Origin of the sequence: Streptomyces sp. NPDC087844 (assembly GCF_044742785.1) — a bacterium.
Lineage (GTDB): Bacteria > Actinomycetota > Actinomycetes > Streptomycetales > Streptomycetaceae > Streptomyces.
Map to the genome: position 1 here is coordinate 173401 of NZ_JBIUVD010000002.1, position 25616 is coordinate 199016.

A 25616-nucleotide genomic window follows, 5' to 3' on the forward strand; every position below is an offset into this window, starting at 1 on the left:
GGAATCCGACCCGGAACACGGACGGGGTACGCGGACGGGGTACGCGGACGGGGTACGCGGACGGGGTACGCGGACGGGGTACGGCACACACGTGCCGTACCCCGTCCGGATGCGGGTGGGCCCCTAGCCCGGCCGTACCACGCTGTGGACCGGCATGTAGTAGATCGACTCCTCGCGGACGTAGGCACCCGGCTTCGGGGCGTGGATCATCATGCCGTCGCCGATGTAGATGCCGACGTGGCTGATGTCGTCGTAGAAGAAGACCAGGTCGCCGGGCTGGGCGTTGTCCACGGAGACGGTCGTGCCGGTCTCGACCTGGTCCCATGTGGTGCGCGGGAGGGTCACTCCGGCGGCCTTCCAGGCGGCCTGGGTCAGACCGGAGCAGTCGTACGAACCAGGACCGCTGGCGCCCCAGACGTACGGCTTGCCGATCTGGGCGCGGGCGAAGGCGAGCGCCTTGGCCGCCTTGGTGGAGGAGGCGGAGTCCGATCCCGGCACGCTCCCGGTGCCGGTGCCGGTGCCGGTGCCGGTGCCCGCGCCCGTTCCGGCGGCGGCCCCGGTGCCCTGCGTCGCCGCCTCCTGGCGCCGGCGCTCCGCGTCGGCTGCCTGCTGCCGCGCCAGCTCGTCCGCCTTGCGCCGGGCCTTTTCCTGCTTCTCCCGCTCGATCGCGGCGAGGCGGACCTTGTCCTCGGCGGTCAGCTTCGAGAGGAGCTCGCGCGCCTCGGCGAGCTTTCGCTGAACGTCCGCCTTGGACGTCTTCAGCGTGCTCTGCGTCGTGGTGAGCGTCTCCAGACCCTCGGAGGCCTCCTGCCGCCTCTTCGACGTGGTGGCCCGCTGGGTGACGTACTCGTCGACGGCCTGCTGCTGGCGGGCGGTCAGCCGGTTCATCAGCTGGGTCTGGTCGAAGTAGTCCTGCGGGTTGTCCGCGAGGAGGAGAGAGGCCGTGTCGGGGGCGGACGCTCCCGTGCGGTACTGCGCCGCGGCGAACGTCCCCAGCGCCTCGCGCGCGGTGTTGAGCTTCTCCGTACGCTGCGCCACGTCGTCGAGGAGCGTGGCGACGCGCTTGCGTTGCTTGGTGGTCTTCTCCTTGGCCGCGTTGTACTTCTCGGTGGCCGTGCCAGCCTGCTGGTAGAGGTCGTCGATCTTCTTCTGGACTTCCTCCGTGCTGGGCGTGGGCTCCGCGGCAGGCGAGGCGTCCGCCGTCTGGGAGAGCAGGGCCACCGAGGTCAGGGCCGCGGTGGCGAGGGCCGGCGTCCGTACGCCCAAGGGGCTGGGGGGCCGCGACTTGCGGTGTGGCGCCACGAGGGCGTCTCCTTCCGTCATCCGCCTACCGAGTTAGCTGTCGGGTTCGGGCGAATGCTTCGGAAGGTTTGCCCTACGGTCCTTGTCCCGCGAGGGAGTCGGACCGATTCACCCCAGGATCGGTTGGGTCCCCGGTTCCGGAGGCCGCGAGGGCATGCCGGATTCGGCGGAGCCCGCTCGGCCCGGCGTTGTTCGCCGGTGCGGGTCGAGCGGTCTACGCGAAAGTTAGCCAATACGTGTGGCACCTGTGAAGTTTGATGTGCGATATGCCCGATACATTTTCGTGACCTGGGCCACGGATGCCGTCCGCTGACGTCAATTGGTCGTGATCTGCTCCGAGTTGTCCCTGAGGGGCGCGGGAGCGCGGTGGCCGGGTCGCGGAGCGGCGCCCGCGCCGACGGGCCGGTTCCGGCCGCCTCGGTCATTACCTCAGGCAGGTGGTGTGCCGGTGCGCCCTGTCTCCGCACGGCTATACGGAAATCATCCATACGCGGTTCGGGTGCGGGGCGAAGTGGCGCCCTGCAGCGGTAGCGCCGGGCGCGACACGACACGGCGCGGCGCGACACAGCACGACAGGGCGCGACACGACACGGCACGACGGGGCGCGACGGGGCACGGCGCGGCACGCCAAGACACCGTCATGGTCGCCGTGTGTAGTGACGCACTCATTACGGGTGAGGGTCCCCCTCGGCCGCCCGGCCCGGATTCCGCCGAGTTTCCGGGGTGGCGGCCGGGTGTCAGTGGGGGCGCCTAGACTCGGAGAGCGATGAGCAGCCTCTTTGATGACAGCTTCCTGGCGGACCTCAAGCCCTCCCGGGCCCACGAGGAAGAGCCCCCGCCGCCGCCCGAGGACGAGGCGCCGGACCACGGTCCGGACGACCTGTTCGGCGGGCGCTTCGACGTGCCCGCGAGCCGATGGGGGTCCCCCCGGTCGAGCGGGGTCGAGACCGGGGGAGGCTATTACCGCGACGGCGCCCCTCGGCCGCTCATGGACCCGGCCACGCTCCTGGACGGGCTGAACGAGAACCAGCGCGCCGCGGTGGTCCACCATGGCTCACCCCTGCTCATCGTGGCCGGCGCCGGTTCCGGCAAGACCCGTGTGCTCACCCACCGCATCGCCCACCTGCTGGGCGAGCGCAAGGTGCACCCCGGCCAGATCCTCGCGATCACCTTCACGAACAAGGCCGCGGGCGAGATGAAGGAGCGCGTCGAGCAGCTCGTGGGCCCGCGGGCCCACGCGATGTGGGTCATGACCTTCCACAGCGCCTGCGTGCGGATCCTGCGCAGGGAGAGCAAGAAGCTCGGCTTCACGTCGTCCTTCTCGATCTACGACGCCGCCGACAGCATGCGGCTCATGGCCCTGGTCTGCCGTGACCTGGATCTCGATCCCAAGCGCTTCCCGCCGAAGTCCTTCAGCGCCAAGATCTCGAACCTGAAGAACGAGCTGATCGACGAGGAGGACTTCGCCGCCCAGGCCTCCGACGGCTTCGAGAAGACCGCCGCCCAGGCCTACGCGATGTACCAGTCGCGGCTGCGCGAGGCGAACGCGCTGGACTTCGACGACCTGATCATGACGACGGTCAACCTCCTCCGCGCCTTCCCCGACGTCGCCGAGCACTACCGCCGCCGCTTCCGGCATGTCCTCGTGGACGAGTACCAGGACACGAACCACGCGCAGTACTCCCTCGTCCGGGAGCTCGTCGGCAGCGCCACGGACCCCGTCGCGCACCCTGAGGACGTACCGCCGGGGGAGGGCGACCTCCCGCCGGCCGAGCTGTGCGTCGTCGGTGACGCGGACCAGTCGATCTACGCCTTCCGCGGCGCGACCATCCGTAACATCCTCCAGTTCGAGGAGGACTACCCGAACGCGACGACGATCATGCTGGAGCAGAACTACCGCTCCACGCAGACGATCCTGACCGCCGCCAACGCGGTCATCGAGCGCAACGAATCGCGCCGCCCGAAGAACCTGTGGACGAACGCGGGCGCGGGCGCGCGCATCACGGGCTATGTCGCCGACACCGAGCACGACGAGGCGCAGTTCGTCGCCGAAGAGATAGACCGTCTCACCGACGCGGGCGACGCGAAGGCCGGCGACGTCGCCGTCTTCTACCGTACGAACGCCCAGTCCCGTGTCTTCGAAGAGATCTTCATCCGGGTCGGCCTGCCCTACAAGGTCGTCGGCGGCGTCCGCTTCTACGAGCGCAAAGAGGTTCGGGACGTCCTCGCGTACCTGCGGGTGCTCGCGAACCCCGAGGACTCCGTACCGCTGCGCCGCATCCTGAACGTGCCCAAGCGCGGCATCGGCGACCGCGCCGAGGCGATGATCGACGCGCTCTCCCAGCGCGAGAAGATCAGCTTCCCGCAGGCGCTGCGCCGCGTCGACGAGGCGTACGGCATGGCGGCCCGCTCGACGAACGCCGTCAAGCGGTTCAACACGCTGATGGAGGACCTCCGGACGATCGTCGAGTCCGGCGCGGGCCCGGCGACCGTCGTGGAGGCGATCCTCGAACGCACCGGCTATCTCGCCGAGTTGCAGGCCTCCACCGATCCCCAGGACGAGACCCGCATCGAGAACCTGCAGGAACTCGCCTCCGTGGCCCTGGAGTTCGAGCAGGAGGCGGCCGGCGGCGAGGATGCGGGCGCGGGCGCGAACGAGGGCGAAGGTGAGGGCGAAGGTGAGGCGGAGGGTGAGGCCGAGGGCGGTACGCCGACCGGGCTCGCAGCCTTCCTGGAGCGGGTGGCCCTGGTCGCCGACTCCGACCAGATCCCCGACGAGGACGAGGACGGCTCCGGGGTCATCACCCTCATGACCCTGCACACCGCCAAGGGCCTCGAATTCCCTGTCGTCTTCCTGACCGGCATGGAGGACGGCGTGTTTCCGCACATGCGCGCCCTCGGCCAGACCAAGGAGCTGGAGGAGGAGCGGCGCCTCGCGTACGTCGGCATCACCCGCGCGCGCGAGCGGCTCTACCTGACGCGCGCGTCGATGCGCAGCGCGTGGGGACAGCCCTCGTACAACCCGCCGTCCCGCTTCCTGGAGGAGATCCCGGAGGCGCATCTGGACTGGAAGCGCACGGGTTCGATGGGGGCGGTGGCCTCCGGTCCGGTCGGCGGTGTGGCGGCCTCTCTGTCCTCCTCCCGCTCGCGCTCGGCGGCGTCGGGCGCGTCCGGCTTCGCGACGCGGCGCGGTTCCTCGGAGAAGCCGGTGGTGTCGCTGGCGGTCGGAGACCGGGTCACACACGACCAGTTCGGCCTCGGCACGGTGGTCGGAGTGAAGGGCATGGGGGCGAACTCGGAGGCGACGGTCGACTTCGGCGGAGAGAAGCCGAAGCGCCTGCTGCTGCGGTACGCGCCGGTGGAGAAGCTGTAGGCAGCGGGACCGGACGGGATGTGCGGGCGGGGCTGCCGACCGGGCGGCCTCCGCCGGTCCGAGGTCCACTCCGAGGGGGCGCTCGCAGGCCCTAGGTGGGGTCGATGCCGTGGCTGCGCAGCCACGGGAGCGGGTCGATCGCCGAACCGCCGCCGGGTCGCACCTCGAAGTGGAGGTGCGGGCCGGTGGAGTTGCCGGAGTTGCCGGAGTACGCGATCGGGTCGCCGGCCTTCACGACCGTCCCCGAGGCGACCTTGTACGTGGAGAGATGGCAGTACCAGGTCTCCGTGCCGTCCTTGGCCGTCACGATGATCATGTTCCCGTAGGCGCTGTTCCACTGCGTACGGACGGTTCCGTCCGTCGCGGCCATCACCGTCGTACCGTACGAGACCGGAAAGTCGATACCGGTGTGCACGGACATCCAGTTGATACCGGCCTGACCGTAGTAGGCGCTGAGCCCGTGCCTCGCGACCGGCAGCGCGAACTTCGGACGCAGCCGCTCCTTACGGGCCGCATCGGCCGCCGCCTTCTGCTTCTCGGCGGCCTGCTCGGCCTTCAAGTCGATACGTTCCTGCGTGCGGCTCGCCCGGTCCGCGAAGTCGTCCGCGTCGGCGGAGAGGCTTTCGAGCTGGGCGTCCAGCTTGTTGTTCGCGACCGACGGCTTCACGGCGCTCGCGTCGGGCGCGGCGGCCGTCGTCTGGACATCGTCTCCGCCGTCGCCACCGGTCACCGACGCGGCGGCGATGCCGGCGACACCCATCACACACGCCGACGGTACGGCGATCGTCAGCAGCGCGGAGCGCTTGGGCGGCGTGCGGCGGCGCGACCGGGAAGCGGAACGGCCCGCCGCGCGGGACCCGGCACGGGAGGCCGGCGCGCTGGCGGCGACGGGAATGATCTCCTCGACACCGTCGAGCAGCTCGGGCTCGTCGTCGGCGTGGTCGTGATCGTGACCGTGGGTACGAGCGTGAAGGTCGGAGTCCGCGTCGGCGAGAGCGTCGGCATCGGTATGGCCGGAGTGTTTGAACTCGCTCTGCGCGGTGACCCGTTCTTCGAACGGCACCTGCTCGAACGTGGCGGTGGCCTGCTGGTGGAACGACTCCCGCTGGTCGTACGCGTCCTGCTGGTCGTAAGACTCTTGCTGGTCGTGCGACTCGTGTCGGTCGTAGGACTCGTGCTGCGCCTGCGGGTGGAGTTGCGTGTGGGGCTGGGGCTGCTCGCCGCCGTCCGAGTTCCACGCCGTGGCGTCGTACGTGCCTGTCTCGAAGGTCGGCGCCGTCCACTGCTGGGTGGGGTCGGCCTGTTCGGCCTGGTGCCAGGCGTTCGCGTCCCACTGTCCGGTGCCGTCGGGGCTCGTTGCCTGCGTCGGGATCTCACCGAGCTGCTGATAACCGGAATCCGGCCAGACACCGCTCGTGTCGTAGCTGCCGGTCTCATAGGCGGCGTGGTGCTGGGCCGCGTACGGGTCGTAGTTCAGCGTCTGATGACTGCCGGTGGAATCAGTCCAGTTACCGCTGTGGGACGCTCCGGTCGTGGTGCCGTACGAACCCGTTCCGCCGCCGCTCCCGTCGGTTCCGCTTCCGTTGCCGGGCAGATCGCCGAAGAGGGGGTCGGTGTCGAACGTGGTCGTCGCGTAGGCGCCCGTCATGTCGTAACCACCTGTCGTGCCGTACGAGCCGGTGGCGGCCGGGTCAAAACCGGCGGCGGGATATCCGTCGTACGTGGTGAAGTCGCCGTGCTGGACCCCCTGCTGGCCGTGGGACGCGTAATGCGCCGAGGCGGCCTCGGGAGCCGGAGCCGGGGGAGTTACGGTCCCCGACGGGTGACGGTCGTTCACCAACTTCTCTTTCGCCTCGACAACAGGGGCTGGCAGAGCAGTGCGGCGACTGTACCCGGCGGTATGCGGGCGCGACAATCTTCAGCAGGTTTCCTCCTCTCAGGAAAGGGGCATTCGGATGCCTTTCGGCGGAGGTTGGGCAGAGCTTTGGCCTTGCGTTCGATGAACGTTCGAAGAAAAGGCGCCTCCGAAGGCGAGCTCGGCTTCCACTTGGTGCGTTACCCGTCGCTTCCCGTTGCCCCGGTTCGGGGCGGATCGCCTTCAGACGTCCGCTTCCGGTTGAGCCCCGCGGCCGACCTCTTGTATCGGCCTCTCGGGTCGGCCTCTGCGATCGGCCCCTTTGATGGGCCTCTTGGGTCGGCGTCTTCGGTGTCTTCGGTTGTACCTCTCCGAGCGGGTCCGGGCCCTACGGACAGGCTCTCTCCGTTAAGCCACTGTCAGGCCGCCGGTGTGGGTGGTGGCGCGGGCGGTTCCCTCCTCGACATCCAGGGCCTGACGTATGCCGACCGCGACCGCCGGGTGCACCGGCAGGGCGAGATGTCCGATTCCGCTCACGCGAACGTTCTGCGCGAGCAGATCCGGGTGCTCGATGCACGCCGTCTCCACCGGGTCCATCAGCTGGTCGAGGTCGCTCCAGAAACTCACGAAGCGCGTACGGCAGTGCGGGGCGGGCTTGCGCAGCTCTTCGAGTACGCCGGAGCCCGGGCGCATCTGGCGGACGACAGGGTGCGCGTTCATCAGCGGCACGACGCGGGTGCCCGCGTGCGGAGTGCCCAGGGTGACCAAGGTCCGGACGCGGACGTCACCGCCCAGGCGCTGCGCGTAATAGCGCGCGATCAACCCGCCGAGACTGTGCCCGACGATGTCCACCTCCTGGCGGCCGGTGCGCTCACAGATCTCCTCGATGTGCCGGCCGAGCAGCTCGGCGGCGGTCCGTATGTCACAGGTCAGCGGGGAGTAGTTGAGCGACTCGATCTGCTGTCGGCCGTGCTGGGCCAGCGAACGGCGCAGCAGCACGAAGACCGAGCGGTTGTCTATGAATCCGTGCAGCAGGACGACCGGTGGCTTGTCCGGAAGGGGCAGCCGGGCGGCGTCGGGGATGCCGTCCGTGCCGAGGTCGGGGTCGGGCAGGTCGGCCAGAGGCCGGGTCGGGATCGGGGATCGGCGGCGCTCCGGGGTGATGCCGGAGGGGTAGAGGACGAGATGGCCGGCGAGGATCGCGATCTCCAGGGCCGTCGCCTTCAGCAGGGTCAGTGAGAGCCCGGCCAGTCTGGTGGGGAGCAGGCGCTGGCAGAGTGGAAGAAGGGGCAGCAGTGCCCTGGTGACCTTCATGGCCGACCTCCCGTCGGCGCACGGCAGGACCCCTCTGTCCCCCGTGTGCCCTCGTGGGAAGCCGATGGGTGAGGACGGCGACGGTGCACGTGCGGCGTGGGTGACGCCGGGGGGAGCGACGGAGTGCCCGTCGTCGTGCGATCGCCGATGCGCCGCACCACCCCGTCGCGCGGCTGACGGCGCGGAGGTGCGGAGACCTCGTAGCGGTTTCCCTTGCGCCCGTCCCGGGTGCGAACCGTGTGTCGCGGTGTGCGGGGTCGATGCGCTGCGAACTTGTCCCACCGTGTGATTTCCCCCTCGGTCTCCACCGCGAAACTGCCGGTTGCGGGATGGTGGGGATAACGTTCGTTCACTTCCCCGGACCGTGCGGTGCGGGGCGGCCGTGCCGGGCGTGTCTGAGATGCATGCTTGGGACGGGCGCGGTGACGGCGGGTCGCCATCGCGATCGGCAGGTGCTGTCAGTCGCTCTAGATGTAGATGTAGACGTGTATGTAAATGCAGGTGCAGGTGCAGGTGTGGCGATCGTCGCTGGTCGAAACTGATCCCTGCAGATCGGGTTGTAGTCGGTTCATGGAGGCAGTGATGGGTGTGGCAACCGGTCCGATCCGCGTGGTGGTGGCCAAACCGGGGCTCGACGGACACGATCGCGGGGCGAAGGTGATCGCGCGGGCGCTGCGGGACGCGGGTATGGAGGTCATCTACACAGGCCTCCACCAGACGCCCGAGCAAATCGTGGGCACGGCGATCCAGGAGGATGCCGACGCGATCGGGCTGTCCATCCTGTCCGGCGCGCACAACACGCTGTTCGCCGCGGTCATCGCGCTCCTGAAGGAGCGCGACGCCGCGGACATCAAGGTCTTCGGCGGCGGGATCATCCCCGAGGCTGACATCGCGCCGCTCAAGGAGAAGGGCGTCGCCGAGATCTTCACGCCCGGGGCCACGACTACGGCCATCGTGGACTGGGTGCGGGCGAACGTGCGCCAGCCTGCGTAGGGCTGCGCCCGCCGGGTGGGCCGGGGGCCTGGTGCGTGCGCGTGGGTGGGTGCGAATCGGTGGTGGCTGGTCGCGCAGTTCCCCGCGCCCCTGGGGGGTGGGGGTGGGGGTGTGGATGGGGAGTTTGGTGCGGGCCGGTTGTGGCTGGTCGCGCCGTTCGTCGCGCCCCGTGGGGGTTGGGGTTACGGGTGGGTGAGTTCGGTTTGGATCGCTGCGCGTAGGCGCAGTGTGGTGACCAGGCGTTGGAAGGATTCGGCCCAGTAGCCTCCGGCGCCCGGAGCAGCGTTCTCCGATTCGTCGGGGACGGCTGTGAGCGCTTCGAGGCGGCCCGCCTCCGCCGGGTCCAGACAGCGCTCGGCCAGTCCCATGACCCCGCTGAAACTCCATGGATAACTCCCCGCGTCCCGAGCGATGTTGAGCGCGTCCACGACTGCCCGCCCCAACGGGCCGGCCCAGGGCACCGCGCACACCCCGAGCAGCTGAAACGCCTCCGACAGTCCGTGTACGGAGATGAATCCCGCGACCCATTCGGCCCGCTCCTCGGCGCCCAGGATGCCGAGCAGTTTCGCCCGCTCGGCCAGGGAGACCGCTCCGGGCCCGCCCGCCTCCGGCGCCGCCGGTGTCCCCAGCAGCGCTCTGGACCAGGAAGGATCGCGCTGCCGCACCGCCGCCCGGCACCATGCGGCATGCAGCTCGTCCTGCCAGTCGTCGGCCACGGGCAGCGCCACGATCTCCTCCGGCGTGCGCCCCCCGAGCCGCCGCGACCAGGTGCCGAGGGGGGCCGCCTCCACCAACTGGCCCAGCCACCAGGACCGTTCACCGCGGCCGGCCGGAGCCTTGGACACCACGCCGTCGCGCTCCATCCCGGGATCGCACTCGTGCGGCGTTTCCACCGCTATCGTCGGTGTGCCGTGCGTGTGGTCGAACGCGACGCAGGACCCCGCCCGCTCCGCCATCCGCCCCGCGAGCGCCGAGCCGGGCAGCGCGGACAGCAACTCGGCCGCGGTGGCCCGCACATTGCGGCTCCGGTCGGCCAACGCCCCCTCCAGGAACGGCTCGTCGGCCGCGCACAGCCCAGTCCGCAACGAGTCGAGGAACATCAACCGGTCCTCGGCCCGCTCCGACGCCCACGTCCCGGCGAGCAGGTCCCGCGCGGCCCCCGCGTCCCGCGCCCGGACCGCCGACAGGAGCGCGACCCGCTCCGCGAACAGCCCCTCCTCCCACAGCGCGCGCATCCGCTCCGGCTCCTCGGGCCCAGGTAGCACGGCACCGCCGCCCGGCGCCGCCCGCAGCGCGAACCGCCAGTCCGCGTTCAGCCGGGCCAGCCACAGTGCGCGCGGCCCCGTGAACGCCAGCACCGCCGGCCGGATGTCCGTACGCCCCCGGGCCGCGTCCAGCAGAGCGGGCAGTGCCTGGGCAGGAGCCGCGAAACCCTGCCGGTTCGCCGTGGCGAGCCACTGCGGCAGCAGTTCCATGAGGTCGGGGGCCGTCCCCCGGCGGCCGCCGCTCCCCGCCCCCGGCCGGTCGGCGAGCAGCATCGTCAGCCGGCGCGCCGCCGCCGGCGGCAGCGCGGGACGGGAGTCCTCCGCCGCGGGCTCGACCCGGGCCGTCGCCCGGCCCGGCCGCATCCCGGCCCGTCTCCGTACCGTCTCCACGGCCGCCGCGTCCAGCAGTGCCGTCGGTGCGTCGCGCCGGGACGTGACCCCCGGCGGTGTACGCCGTGTGGTCCCCAGCAGTGCCACGGTCACAAGCTCCTCCCAATGGCTTCCGGCGGACGCCGCCGTGGAAGCGGAAGCGGAAGCAGAAGCGGAAACCGGGACAGGGACAGGGACAGGGACAGGGGCAGGGGTGCTGATCATGGGCGTCCCTTTCGTGCGTGGGGGGCGAGTCGTAGAGGAGGCGGAAAGGGTGGAGCGCGGTGCCGTCAGCACAGGGTCACCGCCTCTCCCGGACCCTCCGGCCAGGCCGTGAGGGGGGAGAAGCCGCGGTGGCCGCACTCTCCGAAGACCGTCACCGGAGCACCGCCGGAGAGGGCGACCAGGCGCCACAGACCGGAGCGGGACCGGGCGGCCGGAGTGAGCGGGAGGGCGAGCTCTCCGTCGGCGTCCGCCAACTGCCAGTCGTCGCCGTCCGGAGTCGGTATGACGCGGGCCAGTGTCACGGGCCGCGATTCGAGCCACGGGTCGTCCCGGAGCGCCTCGCCGTACTGGGCCACGGCCCGCGCCACATCCACCCCGGGCGGCCGGAACTCCGTGGGCGCCGGAGCGGCGAACCGCTCTCCCAGCGCCGCCCGCAACTGCCCCGCACCCGGATACGCGGACAGTGCCGCGTCCAGCGTCAGCCCGACGGGCAACGTAAGCTCCGGTGCGCGCCCGGCGGCCCCGTAGGAAAGCAGCAGTGCCGTGCGCCCCGACTGCGCCCCGTACAACCAGACCCGTCGGGTCGTGAGGCGGCTGTCCGCGGTGTCGTACTGGGCCAGGACCAGCCACCGGTCACGCACCGGCGGGCCGTCCGCCGAGCCGGCCAGCCCGATCCGGGAACGGACCGTCGCGGCCAGCCCGTCGGGCAGCGCGGCACGGCGCAGCCACCCCTGGTCGAGCAGGTGGAGCAGCGCGCACTCCTCCAGCAGCCGCACGGGCCAACCGGGCCCCGACGACGGTATCGCCCCCAACTCGCGCACGCGCGCGGCAAGTCCCGGCGCCTGCGCGTCGACCATGCGCGCCGCCGTCTCCTCCCACAGTCCGTACCCCCTCTGATCCGCCGAGGCCAGACCGTCCCGCAGCAGATCGGTCAGCCGCTGCTCCAGCTCGGACGCCCCCGCGGTGATCCACTCGGCCCGCCGCTCCGCCCTGCGCCGCGCCGCCTCCGGATCACCCGCGGACGGCGAACCGGCCGTATCCTCCGTCCGCTTGTCGTCCGCGCGCTTCCTCCTGCCCTCGATCCACTCGTCCGCCCAGTCCGGCGCCTGCCCCCGCGGCACCGCGCCGTCCTCGCCGGCCCAGAGCAGCAGCAGCCCCAGCGCGTGCTTGCACGGGAACTTGCGGCTCGGGCAACTGCACTTGTAAGCGGGCCCGGTGGAGTCCGCGACGTCGATCACCGTCCGGTACGGCTTGCTGCCGCTTCCCCTGCACAGACCCCATACCGTCCCCTCCTCGGAACTGCCCGCCTCCGACCACGGCCCGGCCGCGCCGAGCTTGCTGCCCGCCTTGCGTGACGCGGTGTCAGGCGCCAGTGCCAGCACCTGCTCCGCAGTCCAGCGCACCCCCTGCTGAGTCATGAGACCGAAGGTAGATCCCACCACTGACAATCGCCTGTGACGGCTGAGTTCGCGCAGGTCAGAGCCGATTGTCAGTGGCGTGGTGCACGGTGGTACCAGATCCGAACCGGCCGAGCCGCAAGGGGGACCGCTCCATGTCCGTGTCCGTCGACCCGACGTCCGTCGACCCGAACCACCACCCGTCCGTGCCCGCGCCGGACAAGGGTGAGGAGTTGCGGCCGCATGCCGAGGACGCGTTCGCCTCCGAACTCGCCGCGCTGGCCGCGCAGGACGATCGTCCGCGGCCCGCCCGCTGGCGCATGTCACCGTGGGCCGTCGCGACGTACCTGCTGGGCGGCACGCTGCCGGACGGCACGGTGATCACGCCGAAGTACGTGGGACCGCGGCGCATCGTCGAGGTGGCGGTGACCACGCTCGCCACCGACCGGGCGTTGCTCCTGCTCGGCGTACCCGGCACGGCGAAGACATGGGTGTCCGAGCATCTGGCCGCGGCGGTCAGCGGCGACTCCACCCTTCTCGTGCAGGGCACGGCCGGCACACCGGAGGAGGCGATCCGCTACGGCTGGAACTACGCGCAGTTGCTCGCGCACGGCCCGAGCCGGGACGCCCTGGTGCCCAGCCCGGTCATGCGGGCGATGGCGGAGGGAATGACGGCCCGGGTCGAGGAGCTGACCCGCATCCCCGCCGACGTACAGGACAGCCTCATCACGATCTTGTCGGAGAAGAACCTGCCCATACCGGAGTTGGGCTCGGAGGTGCAGGCCGTCCGGGGCTTCAACCTCATCGCGACGGCCAACGACCGCGACCGCGGGGTGAACGACCTGTCGAGCGCCCTGCGCCGCCGCTTCAACACGGTGGTCCTGCCCCTGCCGGAGAGCGCCGACGCCGAGGTCGACATCGTCTCGCGCCGCGTCGACCAGATCGGCCGCTCCCTGGACCTGCCCGCCGTGCCCGACGGCATCGATGAGATCCGCCGCGTCGTCACCGTCTTCCGCGAGCTGCGCGACGGCGTCACGGCCGACGGGCGTACGAAGCTCAAGTCGCCCAGCGGCACGCTGTCCACCGCCGAGGCGATCTCCGTCGTCACCAGCGGCCTCGCCCTGGCCGCCCACTTCGGGGACGGCGTCCTGCGCGCCGGAGACGTGGCGGCGGGCATCCTCGGCGCCGTCGTCCGTGACCCGGCGGCCGACCGTGTCATCTGGCAGGAGTATCTGGAGGCGGTCGTCCGTGAGCGCGACGGCTGGAAGGACTTCTACCGGGCGTGCCGGGAGGTGAGCGCGTGAGCGAGCACGCCGCGGGGAGCCGGGCCGGAGTCCGCAGGGCGCCCGGGCCTCTGCTGCTCGGGGTGCGCCACCACGGGCCCGGCTCGGCGCGAGCCGTACGGGCGGCACTCGACGCGGCGAGCCCGCGCGTGGTGCTCCTCGAAGGGCCGCCGGAGGCCGACGCGTTGATCGCGCTCGCCGCCGACGAGGACATGCGGCCGCCCGTCGCGCTCCTCGCGCATGTCGTGGACGAGCCGGGACGGTCGGCGTTCTGGCCGTTCGCCGAGTTCTCACCGGAGTGGGTGGCCATCCGCTGGGCCCTGGAGCACGAGGTGCCGGCCCGCTTCATCGATCTCCCGGCCACGCACACGCTCGCCCGGCAGGAGGAGGAAGAGGTGGGGGAGGGCGAGGGGGAGCCGGACGGGGCTCGTTCCGAACCCGCCCGGGCCGTGCGGATCGATCCGCTCGCCGTGCTCGCCGAGACCGCCGGGTACGACGACCCCGAGCGGTGGTGGGAGGACGTGATCGAGCACCGGGGGGCGCGGGGAGAGGACGCGTTCGCACCGTTCGAGGTGCTCGGCGAGGCCATGGAGGCGCTGCGGGAGGTCTACGGGACGGGGGGACACGACCGGGATCTGGTGCGCGAGGCGTACATGCGGCTCCAGGTGCGGGCGGCCCAGCGGGAGTTCGAGGACGACGTGGCCGTGGTGTGCGGCGCCTGGCATGTGCCGGCGCTGCGGCAGCGGACCGCCGTCGCCGCCGACCGGGCCCTGCTCAAGGGACTGCCCAAGGTGAAGGCCGACATGACCTGGGTGCCCTGGACCCACCGACGGCTCTCGCGCACGAGTGGTTACGGAGCGGGCATCGACTCGCCCGGCTGGTACGGGCACCTGTTCGCCGCCGCCGACCGTCCCATAGAGCGCTGGATGACGAAGGTGGCCCGGCTGCTGCGGGACGAGGACCGGCCCGTGTCCTCCGCGCACGTCATCGAGGCGGTGCGGCTCGCCGACACGCTCGCGGCCATGCGGGGCCGCCCCCTGCCGGGCCTCACCGAAACCACCGACGCCGTACGGGCCGTGATGTGCGAGGGCTCGGACATACCGCTCGCGCTCGTGCACGACCGGCTCGTCGTCGGCGACGTCCTGGGAGAGGTGCCCGCGACGGCGCCCGCCGTCCCGCTGCAGCGCGACCTCGCCCGGCTCCAGCGGCGGCTGCGGCTCAAGCCGGAGGCACAGGAGAGAGAGCTGGAGCTCGACCTGCGCAAGGAGACCGACGGCGGACGCAGCAGGCTGCTGCACCGGCTGCGCCTCCTCGGCGTCGGGTGGGGAAAGCCGGTCGCGTCACGCGGCAGCACGGGTACGTTCCGGGAGACCTGGCGGCTGCACTGGGAGCCGGAGCTCGCGGTGCGCGTCGCCGAGGCGGGGGTGTGGGGTACGACGGTGATCGCCGCCGCGACCGCCAAGGCCGAGACGGACGCGGTCGGCGCACGGTCCCTGGCCGAGGTCACGGGCCTCGCCGAGCGCTGCCTCCTCGCCGAACTCCCGGACGCCCTCCCCGTGGTCATGCGGATACTCGCCGACCGGGCCGCCCTGGACGCCGACGTCGGCCACCTCGCCCAGGCGCTGCCCGCCCTCGTCCGTTCCCTGCGCTACGGCGACGTTCGGGGCACAGGCACCCACGCCCTGGCCGAGGTCGCCGCCGGGCTCGCGGAGCGGGTCTTCGTCGGGCTGCCCCCGGCCTGCGCCGCCCTCGACGCGGAGGCCGCCGAGGAGATGCGAGGCCACGTCGACGCGGTGCACGGCGCGGTGGGACTGCTGGTCGAGGGGGTCGAGGGGGTCGAGGAGGTCGAAAAGGTCGAGAAGGTCGAGGGAGGCGCGGACGACTCCAGGGCCGGCATACGCGGCCGGTGGCACTCCGTGCTGGGCACGCTCTGCGCGCGGGACACCGTTCCGGGCATCGTGCGGGGGCGGGCCGTCCGGTTGCTGCTGGACGACGGTGAGCTGGGGCAGGAGGAGGCGGCCCGGCTCATGGGGCTCGTCCTGTCACCGGGGACCGCACCCGGCGACGCGGCGGCATGGATCGAGGGGTTCGTCGGCGGTGGATCGGGAGGCGGCATGCTGCTCGTGCACGACGAGCGGCTGCTCGGCCTGGTCGACTCCTGGCTGACGGGTGTGCCGGGGGACGCGTTCACCGACGTACTCCCGCTGCTGCGACGCACCTTCTCGGAGTACGAGCCCGGAGTGCGCCGCACCCTCGGCGAACTGGTCCGGCGCGGGCCGGGGCCGCGCGGGAGCGTCGCGGACACCGTTTCCGGGACACCAGGCTTCGGACCCGACCTGGACGAGGAGCGCGCCGGCGCCGTACTGCCGGTGCTGCGCCTGCTGCTGGGGCTGGACGAGGCCGCCGGCGATGTTGGTGCTCTCGGTGCTCTCGGTGCTCTCGGTGATGACGGTGATGACGGTGATGACGGTGATGACGGTGATGACGGTGATCTCGGTCATTCCGGGGACAACGACCTTGTGGGGGCGGGCCGATGAGTATGGGAGCGGTGAGCGTGGGAACGGCGGGCCGGGACGACCGGGCCGGGGCGACCGACCAGGCCGGCGGCACCGACGAGCGGCTCCGGCGCTGGCGGCTGGTGCTGGGCGGGGAGGACGGGGACGGTACGGGCTGCGCGCTCGCGGGGCAGGACGCCGCGATGGACGGGGCGCTCGGCGCGCTGTACGGGAAAGGGAAGGGCGGCAGGGCGCGGGCGGGGCAGGAGCGTTCGGCGGGGCTGGGGGCGTCCGCGCCGTCCGTCGCCCGTTGGCTGGGCGACATCCGGACGTACTTCCCGTCCTCCGTCGTCCAGGTCATGCAGCGGGACGCCATCGACCGCCTCGGCCTGTCCACCCTGCTCCTGGAGCCGGAGATGCTGGAGGCCGTGGAGGCTGACGTCCACCTGGTCGGCACTCTGTTGTCGTTGAACAAGGTGATGCCCGAGACGACCAAGGAAACGGCACGGGCGGTCGTACGCAAGGTGGTCGAGGACCTAGAGAAGCGGCTCGCGACCCGCACCCGGGCGACCCTCACGGGGGCCCTCGACCGCAGTGCGCGTATCAGTCGGCCGCGCCACCACGACATCGACTGGAACCGCACCGTCGCGGCCAACCTCAAGCACTATGTGCCCGAGTACCGCACGGTCGTGCCCGAGCGGCTCATCGGTTACGGACGTGCCTCGCAGTCGGTGAAGAAGGAGGTCGTCCTCTGCATCGACCAGTCGGGCTCGATGGCGGCGTCGGTCGTGTACGCGTCGGTGTTCGGCGCGGTCCTCGCCTCGATGCGGTCGATCAACACCCGGCTCGTCGTCTTCGACACGGCGGTCGTCGACCTCACCGACCAGCTCGACGACCCGGTCGACGTCCTCTTCGGCACGCAGCTCGGCGGCGGCACGGACATCAACAGGGCCCTCGCGTACTGCCAGTCGCAGATCACACGCCCCGCCGACACCGTGGTCGTGCTCATCAGCGACCTCTACGAAGGGGGCATCCGCAACGAGATGCTGAAGCGGGTCGCCGCGATGAAGGCGTCGGGGGTGCAGTTCGTGACGTTGCTCGCGCTGTCCGACGAGGGGGCCCCGGCGTACGACCGTGAGCACGCGGCGGCGTTGGCGGGGCTGGGCGCACCGGCGTTCGCCTGTACGCCCGACCTCTTTCCGGAGGTGATGGCGGCGGCGATCGAGAAGCGCCCGCTGCCGATACCGGACACCGGCAGTCCGGCGCGGTAGGGACGGCAGAGAAAGGGGAGGGAAGGGAGGGGGAGAAGGTGGGGGAGAAGGTGGGGGAGAAGGTGGGAGGGGAGGTGGGGGAGAAGGTGGGAGGGGAGGTGGGAGGGGAGCGATGGATAAAGCGGACATGAGTATCCATCGGTAACAGAGGGCTTGCGCTACCTCGGGAGTCCCGTGCGAGGATCTGCGGGTCTTCGGGGGCGTGCAGCCTCGCGACCGCGCCCCCACCTCGCTCCACTTCACCACGCCACCTCACCTCGCTCCGTCTTGTCCCTCCGCACGGGAGGCTCTGCCCGCCTTGGCCCTGTCAGCCGTACCGCCCGGTGCCGCTCTGCGCGTGATGCGTGGAGTGGTGGGGCGGCGTGCGCTGCAAGTGGTGTTGCTGGTGGGCGGGTTGTTGCTGCTGGGGCTCCTCTGCGGGGAGCAGGCGCACGCGGTGGACGGTGTCGTGCCGGCCAAGAAGCCCGCTGAGCTTGCCCGTGAGGTGACGGGTTCGGCCGAGCGGTTGACGGCGGGCACGCCGCGGAAGTGGGCCGGCGAGCAGTCGCCGGGCTCGGGCTCGGGCTTGGGCTCGGACTCGCGGCCCGCGATCGACGAAGTCCAGCGTGTCGTACGGCCGGTGACCGAGGAGGTCGTTCGCCCGGTCACCGAGCGCGTCATACCGCCGACCGTCGGGCACGTCGTCCAGCCCATCGGGGATCTGGTAGATCAGATCACCGACGAGATAGGCGAAGGGATAGGCGGCGGAATAGTCGACGGGATAGGCGACGGGATAGACGACGGGGTCGTCGAGCGGCCGGCGCCGCCGCAGTGGTGGCCGTCGGTGCCGCAACTGCCCACGCTGCCCGGTGTTCCCGAGCTGCCCGAATCACCGGGGCTGCCGTTGCCCGCGGTTCCCGGCGAGACTCTCCCGGCCGAGTCGACGGTGGAGCCGCAGCAGCCCGGCGGGGCTTCGGACCAGCAGCAGGCAGTCGAGAAGAAGTCGAGCGGCGAGAACAGCGCGACGGTGTACGGGCCGCGGTTCGCCGGTGGCCTAGCGACGACCGGTGACGACGTGCGCCACCAGGGGCATGCCCGGAGCGCCCGGGACAGCCAGATGACGGCGGCCGTGCAGGCGCCCGTGCACCAGGTGCCCGACGGTGACCCCACGGGTGCGCTGGCGCGTCATTCCGCGGTCGACAACGGGTCGCCGCGGCACGGCGACGCGCAGGCCGTGACTCTGAACGAGAGGGCCCGGCCGACGCTGGTGCCCAGCGCTGCCGCGGATGTCGCCGCGGCCGGGCCCCGGGACCGGCACCGGGATATTCCGGCGTCCCCCGGTTAGAGCCGGCTTCCCCTCCGCCGAACAGGTCTGTCCGCCTGCCCGGAGAGCGCGCCCGTCACGGGTGCGGGTGTCGGTGGTCGTCTCCACGCACCGGCTCCCTTCACCGGCGCGGCGACCTTCCGGAGAACCGGCCCCTCCCCACCGGACGTCCCGCACACGTCCCGTAGCCGCCCCGTCCCGTAGCCGTCCCGAACTCTCGGTATCCGAAGGATCTGACGCACGCATGTACGAGAACATCCGCCGTTCCGTCGTCATAGCCGCCGACGTCACCGGCACGTGGACACTCGGTTCCGCCGTCACGAGTGCCGACGAACTGCCCGCGCACCAGGTCGCACAGGCGGAGAACGCGGCCGATGCGGCCGACCCCCGCCCCGAGGACGAGGCCGACTACCTCTTCGGCCCCCTGCTGGCTTCGCCCCGGAGCCGGAGCCGGAGCCGGAGCGGGAGCCGGAGCCGGAGCCGGAGCGGGAGCCAGAGCCAGAGCCAGAGCGGGAGCCGGAGCAGGCCCTCACTTCCGTCCACCGGTCCGTCGTCGGTCAGACGGCCGACGGCGCGCTCCCCGTCGCGGGCGGAGTCGTGGGCGGGATACCGCCGATCGCGTACGGGGTGACCGGCCGGGTCGGCCCGTTCCCCGAGGGCGTCGGCGATGCGGCGCGGCCGGTCGTGAAGGCCGCCGTGCAGTACGTCGAGTACGTCGAGTACGTCGAGTACGTCGATGACGTCCAGCCCGTAGTGGACGGAGTGGGCGGCAGCGCCACGACGCTCGCGTACGGCGTGACGGGCGACATCCGGCCGTTCGCGTATGGCGTGGCCGAGGTGGCCGACGAGGTCGGGAAGATAGCCCCGTTCGCGGCCGGGACGGCCGGACGGACCGGTTCCGTCGAGTCCGCCGCCGTCCCGCTGGCCGCGAACGCGGTCGGTGGCGTGACGGACGTGGCCGCGTACGTCACGCCGAGCTGTCTGCCGCCCGTCCGAGGCGGTTCCGCGCACGGCGGCTGACCATGCCGTCGCTCGGCCGAGCCCGGCGGCAGACCGTACGGCACCCCGTCCGCACCCCGTCCGCAGCGCACCCGCAGTGCACTCGAAGCGCATCCGAAGCGCATCCGAAGTGCACCCGAAGCCGCTCCCGCGTCGCATTCGCCTCGCATGCCGAGCGCGTAAGAGCCCCAGCAGAGCCCCAGCAGAACCACATCACAACCGCAACGGAACCGCTCTCGAACCGCTCTCGAACCGCTCTCGAACCGCTCTCGAACCGCTCTCGAACCGCTCTCGAACCGCTCTCGAATCACTCTCGAACCGCTTCCGAACCCGTCCGACTCCGCAGGGCGCAGGGCCCGTACGGCCGAAATCCGTTCGGTCCGTCCGGGCACGACCCCGCGGTCCGGGCCGGCGGTCCTCATTGGGGTGAGGATCGCGGGCCCACGCCCCTCAGGTCAGTTTCAGGGGCTGTCAGAGGGGCCTCACCAGGCAAACCCCAGCCTGGTGAGGCCCTTTCGACTGGCATTCTGTGACCGTAATCACCGCCCAGGTGTGATCCGCGATTTACGAGCCCACCGCCTGCGGGGATAACCTGCGAGACGGACATGCCGCGTGTCGGCCACCGTGCTCACGCCCTCCTTGTGACCGCGCAGTCACGTTGCCCTCGCGGCACGCCCACGCAGACAACGAACCGCGAATTACCTGATAGGGACGGACGCGCGTGGACCTGTTCGAGTACCAGGCGAGGGACCTCTTCGCCAAGCACGGTGTACCGGTGCTGGCCGGTGAAGTCATCGACACGCCTGAAGGGGCGCGCGCGGCGACCGAGCGACTTGGCGGCAAGTCCGTCGTCAAGGCGCAGGTCAAGGTCGGTGGCCGCGGCAAGGCCGGCGGCGTGAAGCTGGCCGCCACCCCGGACGAGGCCGTCGCTCGCGCGACGGACATTCTCGGCATGGACATCAAGGGCCACACGGTCCACAAGGTGATGATCGCCGAGACGGCCCCGGAGATTCTGGAGGAGTACTACGTCTCGTACCTCCTCGACCGCACGAACCGCACCTTCCTCGCCATGGCGTCCGTACAGGGCGGCATGGACATCGAGGAGGTCGCGGAGAAGACCCCCGAGGCCCTCGCGAAGGTCCCGGTCGACGCCGTCGAGGGCGTTTCGATCGAGAAGGCCCGCGAGATCGTGGCCCTGGCGAAGTTCCCGGCCGAGGTGGCCGAGCAGGTCGCCGAGATCCTCGTGACCCTGTGGGAGACCTTCGTCGCGGAGGACGCGCTCCTCCTGGAGGTCAACCCCCTCGCCAAGGTCGCCTCCGGCGCGGTCCTGGCGCTGGACGGCAAGGTCTCCCTGGACGAGAACGCCGAGTTCCGCCAGGCGGACCACGCGGCTCTTGAGGACAAGGAGTCGGCCAACCCGCTTGAGGCCGCCGCCAAGGCGAAGAACCTCAACTACGTCAAGCTCGACGGCGAGGTCGGCATCATCGGCAACGGCGCGGGTCTCGTCATGAGCACCCTCGACGTCGTCGCGTACGCCGGTGAGAACCATGGCGGCGTGAAGCCGGCCAACTTCCTCGACATCGGTGGCGGCGCCTCCGCCGCGGTCATGGCGAACGGCCTGGAGATCATCCTCGGCGACCCGGACGTCAAGTCCGTCTTCGTCAACGTCTTCGGTGGCATCACGGCCTGTGACGAGGTCGCCAACGGCATCGTCCAGGCGCTGCAGCTGCTCGCCGACAAGGGCGAGGAAGTCAGCAAGCCGCTGGTCGTGCGTCTCGACGGCAACAACGCCGAGCTGGGTCGCAAGATCCTCTCCGACGCCAACCACCCGCTGGTGCAGCGCGTGGACACCATGGACGGCGCGGCCGACAAGGCCGCCGAGCTCGCGGCCGCGAAGTAAGGGACGAGGGACAGAACAGCCATGGCTATCTTCCTCAACAAGGACAGCAAGGTCATCGTCCAGGGCATGACCGGTGCCACGGGCATGAAGCACACCAAGCTCATGCTCGCCGACGGCACCAACGTCGTCGGCGGCGTGAACCCGCGCAAGGCCGGCACGTCGGTCGACTTCGACGGCACCGACATCCCCGTCTTCGGCACGGTCGCCGAGGCCATCGAGAAGACGGGCGCCAACGTGTCGGTCGTCTTCGTGCCGCCGGCCTTCGCGAAGGCCGCTGTCATCGAGGCCATCGACGCCGCGATGCCGCTTGTCGTCGTGATCACCGAGGGCATCGCCGTCCACGACTCCGCCGCCTTCTGGGCGTACGCGAAGTCGAAGGGCGCCGAGACATCAGCTGCCGGCGCAGCGGGGACCCGCATCATCGGTCCGAACTGCCCCGGTCTCATCACCCCGGGCCAGTCCAACGCCGGCATCATCCCGGGCGACATCACAAAGCCGGGCCGCATCGGCCTGGTCTCGAAGTCCGGCACGCTGACGTACCAGATGATGTACGAGCTCCGTGACATCGGCTTCTCGTCGGCCGTCGGCATCGGCGGCGACCCGGTCATCGGTACGACGCACATCGACGCGCTCGCCGCGTTCGAGGCCGACCCCGACACCGACCTGATCGTCATGATCGGTGAGATCGGCGGCGACGCCGAGGAGCGTGCGGCGGACTACATCGCGAAGAACGTGACGAAGCCGGTCGTCGGCTACGTCGCGGGCTTCACCGCGCCCGAGGGCAAGACCATGGGCCACGCCGGCGCCATCGTCTCCGGCTCCTCCGGCACGGCTGCCGCCAAGAAGGAGGCCCTTGAGGCCGCCGGGGTCAAGGTCGGCAAGACGCCGACCGAGACGGCGAAGCTGGCCCGCGCCATCCTCGCCGGCTGACCAGCCGGTCCACTGTTTGTCGGTACGCCGACGGGCCCGCACCCCACACCCGGGGTGCGGGCCCGTCGGCGTTGCCGGGCGGCTCTCAGCGGAGCTGCGGCAGGAGTCTCTCCGGGCCCTTGCCGAACATGGTGCGGAGCTTGGCGCGGACCTCCATGTCCTCCTCCGACAGCGGGGCGGGCCCGGAACGCGGCGGAACTCCGGGCACCCTCGTGGCCGGGGCCTGCGGAGCCTCGTAATGATCGGGGGCCGTGTGCAGCGTGAACGCGGTGGAGCCGATGATCAGGACCGTGAAGGCGATGGCCGCGCGGGTCCAGCAGCGGGCCCGGCGCTCGCTGCCCGAGCGCACGACGACGGGCTTCGGAGCGGTCCGCAGCCGTTCCGTGCCGCCGAGCTCCGTGAGCCGCCGTCGCAGCTCCCCCTTCTCCGCCAGTTCGGGCAGGCGCCGGGCGACGGCCGCGCGCGCGTACAGCAGCCGGTTCGCCGCCGCCGGAGTGCTCGCCTCCGTCTCGGCCGCAATCTCCGCCAGCCCGATCCCGACACCGTCGTAGAGGAGCAGGGTCCGCCGGTACACGGGCGGCAGTTTGAGCAGTATCGACAACAGCCGGCGGTCGTCCAGGGCGGCCGGCGGCGGCTCCGGGACCCGGTGGCGCAGCCGCAGCCGATGCCAGGGGGACATCGCGTACTCGTACGCCGCCGCCCGCACCCAGCCCGCCGGATCCCGGTCGACCGCCACCTCGGGCCAACGCTGCCACGCCAGTTGGAAGGCCCGCTCCACGGACTCCCGCGCCAGCTCACGCCGCCCGGTGAGCAGATACGCCTGCCGTACGAGGGCGGGGGCGGCGTACGCGTAGAGGGCGTCGAAGGCCTGAGCGGGCGTCAGGCCGGTGGTGGCGGCGCCGTCGGTATCAGCGCCGCCGGTACCAGTACCGGTCTCGGCATCGGTCTCGGCATCGGCATCGGGCTCGGCATCGGGCTCGGCGTCGGCGGGGGCAGCGGTCTGCGTCACCGGGCACCCTTTCGTACGTAAAAGCACATAAACGTATATTGAGCGACACATCCGAGGTTCGCCTGTTACGACGGGAAAGCGCGTGTCGTTGGCAGCATGGCGGGCGTGACCCAGATGACCGATCGCAGTCCCGATCGCAGCCCGGACCGCAGCCCGTCGTCGCCGCCGCCGCTCGCCCGGCTGCGCGAACGGCCACCCGGACTGGCCGCCGGCCTGGTCGGCGGCGCCCTCGCGGCGGGCCTTGGGCTGGCGGCACTCGCCGTCCTCGTGACGGTCCTGTGGATCAGCTCGCCCTACCCGGACAGCGGTCCCGACGGGGCCCTGCACGTCGCCGCCGCGCTGTGGCTACTGGCGCACGGCGCCGAACTCGTCCGTACGGACACGCTGTCCGGCGTACCCGCGCCCATTGGGGTGACTCCCTTGCTCCTGGTCGCCCTGCCCGTGTGGCTGCTGTACCGCGCGGCGCGCGACGCGGCGGACGGCAAGCCGGCCGACGGTGACGAGCCTGGGGCGCCGTCGCCCGCCGTTCGCGCGGCGTGGGCCGGAACCGTCACGGGCTACCTGACGGTCGGCGCCGCCGCCGCGGTGTACGCCTCGGGCGGCGAACCGAGCCCGTCGTGGACGTCCGTCGTCCTGTGGCCGCCGCTGCTCGCGGTGACCGCGGCGGGAGCGGGCGTCTGGACGGCGTACGGCCGACCGCTCGGGCCGCTGCCACGGTCTCTGTGCCACGCTCTCGGCGCCCTGCACCTCGCGTCTGTCACGTCGTCCGTCACGTCGTCTGTCGCATCGTCTGTCACGTCGTTCGTCGCCGGGGCGCGGCTCCTGGACGCCGTACGCGCCGCGGCCGCGGGGGCCGCGGCGCTCGTGGGTGGCGGGGCGGTGCTCGTCGGTGTCTCGCTGGTGTGGCACGGAGGTCCGGCGCGGCTGTCGTTCCTGCAGCTCACGGACAACTGGTCGGGCCGGTTCGCGGTGCTGCTGCTGGCGCTGGCCCTCGTTCCGAACGCGGCGGTGTGGGGGGCCGCGTACGCGCTCGGCCCCGGGTTCGCGCTCGGGACCGGGCATACGGCGGGGCCGTTGCTGTCGGACCCCGGCTCGCGACTGCCCCCCTTTCCCCTGCTGGCGGCCCTTCCGGACGCCGGCCCGGGGACGGCGCCGAACTGGGCGGCGGGAGCCGTGCCCCTGATGGCCGGTGTGGTGGTGGCGTGGTTCACGGTCGGGGCTGGGGTGCCGGGGCGCACGCGTACGGGCGGGGGGCAGGACGCGGCCCCGCCGGCGGATCGGCGCGCGGCGGCCTGGTCGGCAGGACGTACCGCCGGGGCCCTGGCGCTCGCGGCGGCCCTGTGCGGCCTGGCCCTCGCGGTCCTCGCCGCCTTGGCAGGCGGGCCCCTCGGGGTGGCCGCGCTCGCCGAGTTCGGCCCTGTCTGGTGGCAGACGGGGCCGGCCGCGGCGCTCTGGATCGCGGCGGTGGGCCTGCCGACGGGCCTGGCCCTGCGCTACTGGCGCCTGCGCGAGCCCCGCACACGGGCACCGCGCGTACCGGCCGCGGACTCGGGTGTCCTGCGGGGCGTGGCGCTCCCGGTACGGGGCTTTCGGGTACGAAGCTTTCCGGTACGCGGAAGCCGGGTACGCGGACGTGGGGTACGCCCCGTACCCGGCTTCCGCGTACGGGGCCTGTGGGCTCGGCGCGCACGAGACCACGGGCAGTCCGCCGGTAGGCAGTCCGGCGACGGGCAGTCCGGCGATGAGCAATCCGGCGATGGGCAGCCGCCCGAGGGAAAGCCGGCCGGGGAGCGGTCGGCCGGGGAGCACTCGATCTATGAGTTTCTGATCCACGAGCCTCCGGCGGCTCCGGCGAACGGGTCCAGCAGCCCGGTGTCCCAGGCGCCGCCCGCTCAAGCGCCGCCCGCACAGGTGCCTTCGGTGCAGGTGTCTTCGGTTCAGGAGCCGCAGGGACCTACGGCCTCACCCGTGCCTCCGGCGGACCCCACGCCCCCGCCCATTCCCTCGCCCCCGCTCCGGGAACCCTCCGGCTCCGCCGAGCCGGAGCCGTCCCCGCGAACCCGCTGGTTCTCGCGGTTCCGGCACGGGCGGCGAACGGAGAGGGAGTCCGGTGGAACAACCGGCGGCCGTACGAGTCCCACGGCCCCCGATCCCGACTTGGAGCCGTACGACTTCCTGCCGCCCTCCGACTCCCACGGTTCCCTCTGGCACGACGACTGGCACGACGACTGGCACGACGACGTCTCACGCGAGACCCGCTGGGCGGCGCTGAAGCAGGCGTCCACCCCCGTCGACCGGGTCGACCCCCCGGACTGACGCCCGGTGGAATCCGG

17 protein-coding genes and 1 riboswitch are annotated in these 25616 nt (G+C 71.7%); of the genes, 11 read left to right on the forward strand and 6 right to left on the reverse strand.

Features of this window, described 5'->3' with window-relative positions; translation table 11 throughout:
• Positions 1-123: 123 nt before the first annotated feature.
• Positions 124-1302, reverse strand: coding sequence for an NlpC/P60 family protein (locus tag ACIOKD_RS04410; RefSeq protein WP_402078023.1), 1179 nt, complete (start codon positions 1300-1302; stop codon positions 124-126).
• A 6-nt stretch (positions 1303-1308) separates the two neighbouring features.
• A riboswitch (cyclic di-AMP (ydaO/yuaA leader) is annotated at positions 1309-1481 on the reverse strand.
• Between the two features lie 587 nt (positions 1482-2068).
• On the opposite strand from ACIOKD_RS04410, the gene pcrA reads away from it, so the two are divergent.
• The gene (pcrA, locus tag ACIOKD_RS04415) at positions 2069-4675 is read left to right on the forward strand and encodes a DNA helicase PcrA (RefSeq protein WP_402078026.1); all 2607 of its coding nucleotides are present in this window, start codon (positions 2069-2071) and stop codon (positions 4673-4675) included.
• A gap of 91 nt (positions 4676-4766) precedes the next feature.
• Here pcrA and ACIOKD_RS04420 read toward each other — a convergent pair whose 3' ends face one another.
• Positions 4767-6512, reverse strand: a complete 1746-nt coding sequence (locus ACIOKD_RS04420) for a M23 family metallopeptidase (RefSeq protein ID WP_402078029.1) — start codon at positions 6510-6512, stop codon at positions 4767-4769.
• 426 nt (positions 6513-6938) lie between these two features.
• Positions 6939-7844, reverse strand: a complete 906-nt coding sequence (locus ACIOKD_RS04425; protein ID WP_402078032.1) for a lipase family alpha/beta hydrolase — start codon at positions 7842-7844, stop codon at positions 6939-6941.
• Between the two features lie 582 nt (positions 7845-8426).
• Here ACIOKD_RS04425 and ACIOKD_RS04430 point away from each other — a divergent pair.
• Positions 8427-8837 (forward strand): cobalamin B12-binding domain-containing protein, encoded by a 411-nt coding sequence (locus tag ACIOKD_RS04430; protein ID WP_402079173.1) that lies wholly within the window; start codon positions 8427-8429, stop codon positions 8835-8837.
• Between the two features lie 182 nt (positions 8838-9019).
• On the opposite strand, the gene ACIOKD_RS04435 is transcribed toward ACIOKD_RS04430, so the two are convergent.
• Together ACIOKD_RS04435 and ACIOKD_RS04440 are read right to left on the reverse strand one after the other, a co-directional pair.
• Positions 9020-10696, reverse strand: a complete 1677-nt coding sequence (locus ACIOKD_RS04435) for a DUF5691 domain-containing protein (RefSeq protein ID WP_402078035.1) — start codon at positions 10694-10696, stop codon at positions 9020-9022.
• 65 nt (positions 10697-10761) lie between these two features.
• A complete protein-coding gene (locus tag ACIOKD_RS04440; RefSeq protein WP_402078038.1) occupies positions 10762-12114 on the reverse strand; it encodes an SWIM zinc finger family protein in 1353 nt (450 codons plus the stop codon).
• A 134-nt stretch (positions 12115-12248) separates the two neighbouring features.
• Here ACIOKD_RS04440 and ACIOKD_RS04445 point away from each other — a divergent pair, with 134 nt between their 5' ends.
• The 8 genes from ACIOKD_RS04445 to sucD all read left to right on the forward strand — a co-directional run bounded on the left by ACIOKD_RS04445 (position 12249) and on the right by sucD (position 22274).
• Positions 12249-13397, forward strand: a complete 1149-nt coding sequence (locus ACIOKD_RS04445; protein ID WP_402078042.1) for an AAA family ATPase — start codon at positions 12249-12251, stop codon at positions 13395-13397.
• A complete protein-coding gene (locus ACIOKD_RS04450) occupies positions 13394-15913 on the forward strand; it encodes a DUF5682 family protein (protein ID WP_402078045.1) in 2520 nt (839 codons plus the stop codon). The genes ACIOKD_RS04445 and ACIOKD_RS04450 overlap by 4 nt, the downstream gene beginning before the upstream one ends.
• A 2-nt stretch (positions 15914-15915) precedes the next feature.
• Entirely contained in the window at positions 15916-17142 is a 1227-nt protein-coding gene (locus tag ACIOKD_RS04455) for a VWA domain-containing protein (RefSeq protein ID WP_402079175.1), read from the forward strand.
• A gap of 298 nt (positions 17143-17440) precedes the next feature.
• Entirely contained in the window at positions 17441-18466 is a 1026-nt protein-coding gene (locus tag ACIOKD_RS04460) for a hypothetical protein (protein ID WP_402078048.1), read from the forward strand.
• A gap of 223 nt (positions 18467-18689) precedes the next feature.
• On the forward strand, positions 18690-19076 hold the full coding sequence (locus ACIOKD_RS04465) for a hypothetical protein (RefSeq protein ID WP_402078051.1): 387 nt from the start codon (positions 18690-18692) through the stop codon (positions 19074-19076).
• Entirely contained in the window at positions 19043-19465 is a 423-nt protein-coding gene (locus tag ACIOKD_RS04470) for a hypothetical protein (protein ID WP_402078054.1), read from the forward strand. Before ACIOKD_RS04465 ends, ACIOKD_RS04470 begins: the two co-directional genes overlap by 34 nt.
• Positions 19466-20165: 700 nt before the next feature.
• Complete coding sequence (sucC, locus tag ACIOKD_RS04475) at positions 20166-21344, forward strand: ADP-forming succinate--CoA ligase subunit beta (RefSeq protein ID WP_402078057.1); 1179 nt, start codon at positions 20166-20168, stop codon at positions 21342-21344.
• Positions 21345-21365: 21 nt separating this feature from the next.
• On the forward strand, positions 21366-22274 hold the full coding sequence (gene sucD, locus ACIOKD_RS04480; RefSeq protein ID WP_402078060.1) for a succinate--CoA ligase subunit alpha: 909 nt from the start codon (positions 21366-21368) through the stop codon (positions 22272-22274).
• 85 nt (positions 22275-22359) lie between these two features.
• On the opposite strand, the gene ACIOKD_RS04485 is transcribed toward sucD, so the two are convergent.
• Complete coding sequence (locus tag ACIOKD_RS04485; protein ID WP_402078062.1) at positions 22360-23610, reverse strand: RNA polymerase subunit sigma-70; 1251 nt, start codon at positions 23608-23610, stop codon at positions 22360-22362.
• Between ACIOKD_RS04485 and ACIOKD_RS04490 the strand changes: the two genes are divergently transcribed.
• Positions 23551-25599, forward strand: a complete 2049-nt coding sequence (locus ACIOKD_RS04490; protein ID WP_402078064.1) for a DUF6350 family protein — start codon at positions 23551-23553, stop codon at positions 25597-25599. The two genes, ACIOKD_RS04485 and ACIOKD_RS04490, sit on opposite strands and share 60 nt — an antisense overlap.
• The last annotated feature ends 17 nt before the right edge of the window (positions 25600-25616 follow it).

What these genes read in the sequence shown, in the direction of transcription:
- ACIOKD_RS04440 (WP_402078038.1), bottom strand. Translation starts at nt 12,114, where the DNA reads ATGACTCAGCAGGGGGTGCGCTGGACTGCGGAGCAGGTGCTGGCACTG.
- sucD (WP_402078060.1), top strand. Translation starts at nt 21,366, where the DNA reads ATGGCTATCTTCCTCAACAAGGACAGCAAGGTCATCGTCCAGGGCATG.
- ACIOKD_RS04455 (WP_402079175.1), top strand. Translation starts at nt 15,916, where the DNA reads ATGGGAGCGGTGAGCGTGGGAACGGCGGGCCGGGACGACCGGGCCGGG.
- ACIOKD_RS04445 (WP_402078042.1), top strand. Translation starts at nt 12,249, where the DNA reads ATGTCCGTGTCCGTCGACCCGACGTCCGTCGACCCGAACCACCACCCG.
- ACIOKD_RS04435 (WP_402078035.1), bottom strand. Translation starts at nt 10,696, where the DNA reads ATGATCAGCACCCCTGCCCCTGTCCCTGTCCCTGTCCCTGTCCCGGTT.
- ACIOKD_RS04425 (WP_402078032.1), bottom strand. Translation starts at nt 7,844, where the DNA reads ATGAAGGTCACCAGGGCACTGCTGCCCCTTCTTCCACTCTGCCAGCGC.
- ACIOKD_RS04465 (WP_402078051.1), top strand. Translation starts at nt 18,690, where the DNA reads ATGTACGAGAACATCCGCCGTTCCGTCGTCATAGCCGCCGACGTCACC.
- ACIOKD_RS04430 (WP_402079173.1), top strand. Translation starts at nt 8,427, where the DNA reads ATGGGTGTGGCAACCGGTCCGATCCGCGTGGTGGTGGCCAAACCGGGG.
- pcrA (WP_402078026.1), top strand. Translation starts at nt 2,069, where the DNA reads ATGAGCAGCCTCTTTGATGACAGCTTCCTGGCGGACCTCAAGCCCTCC.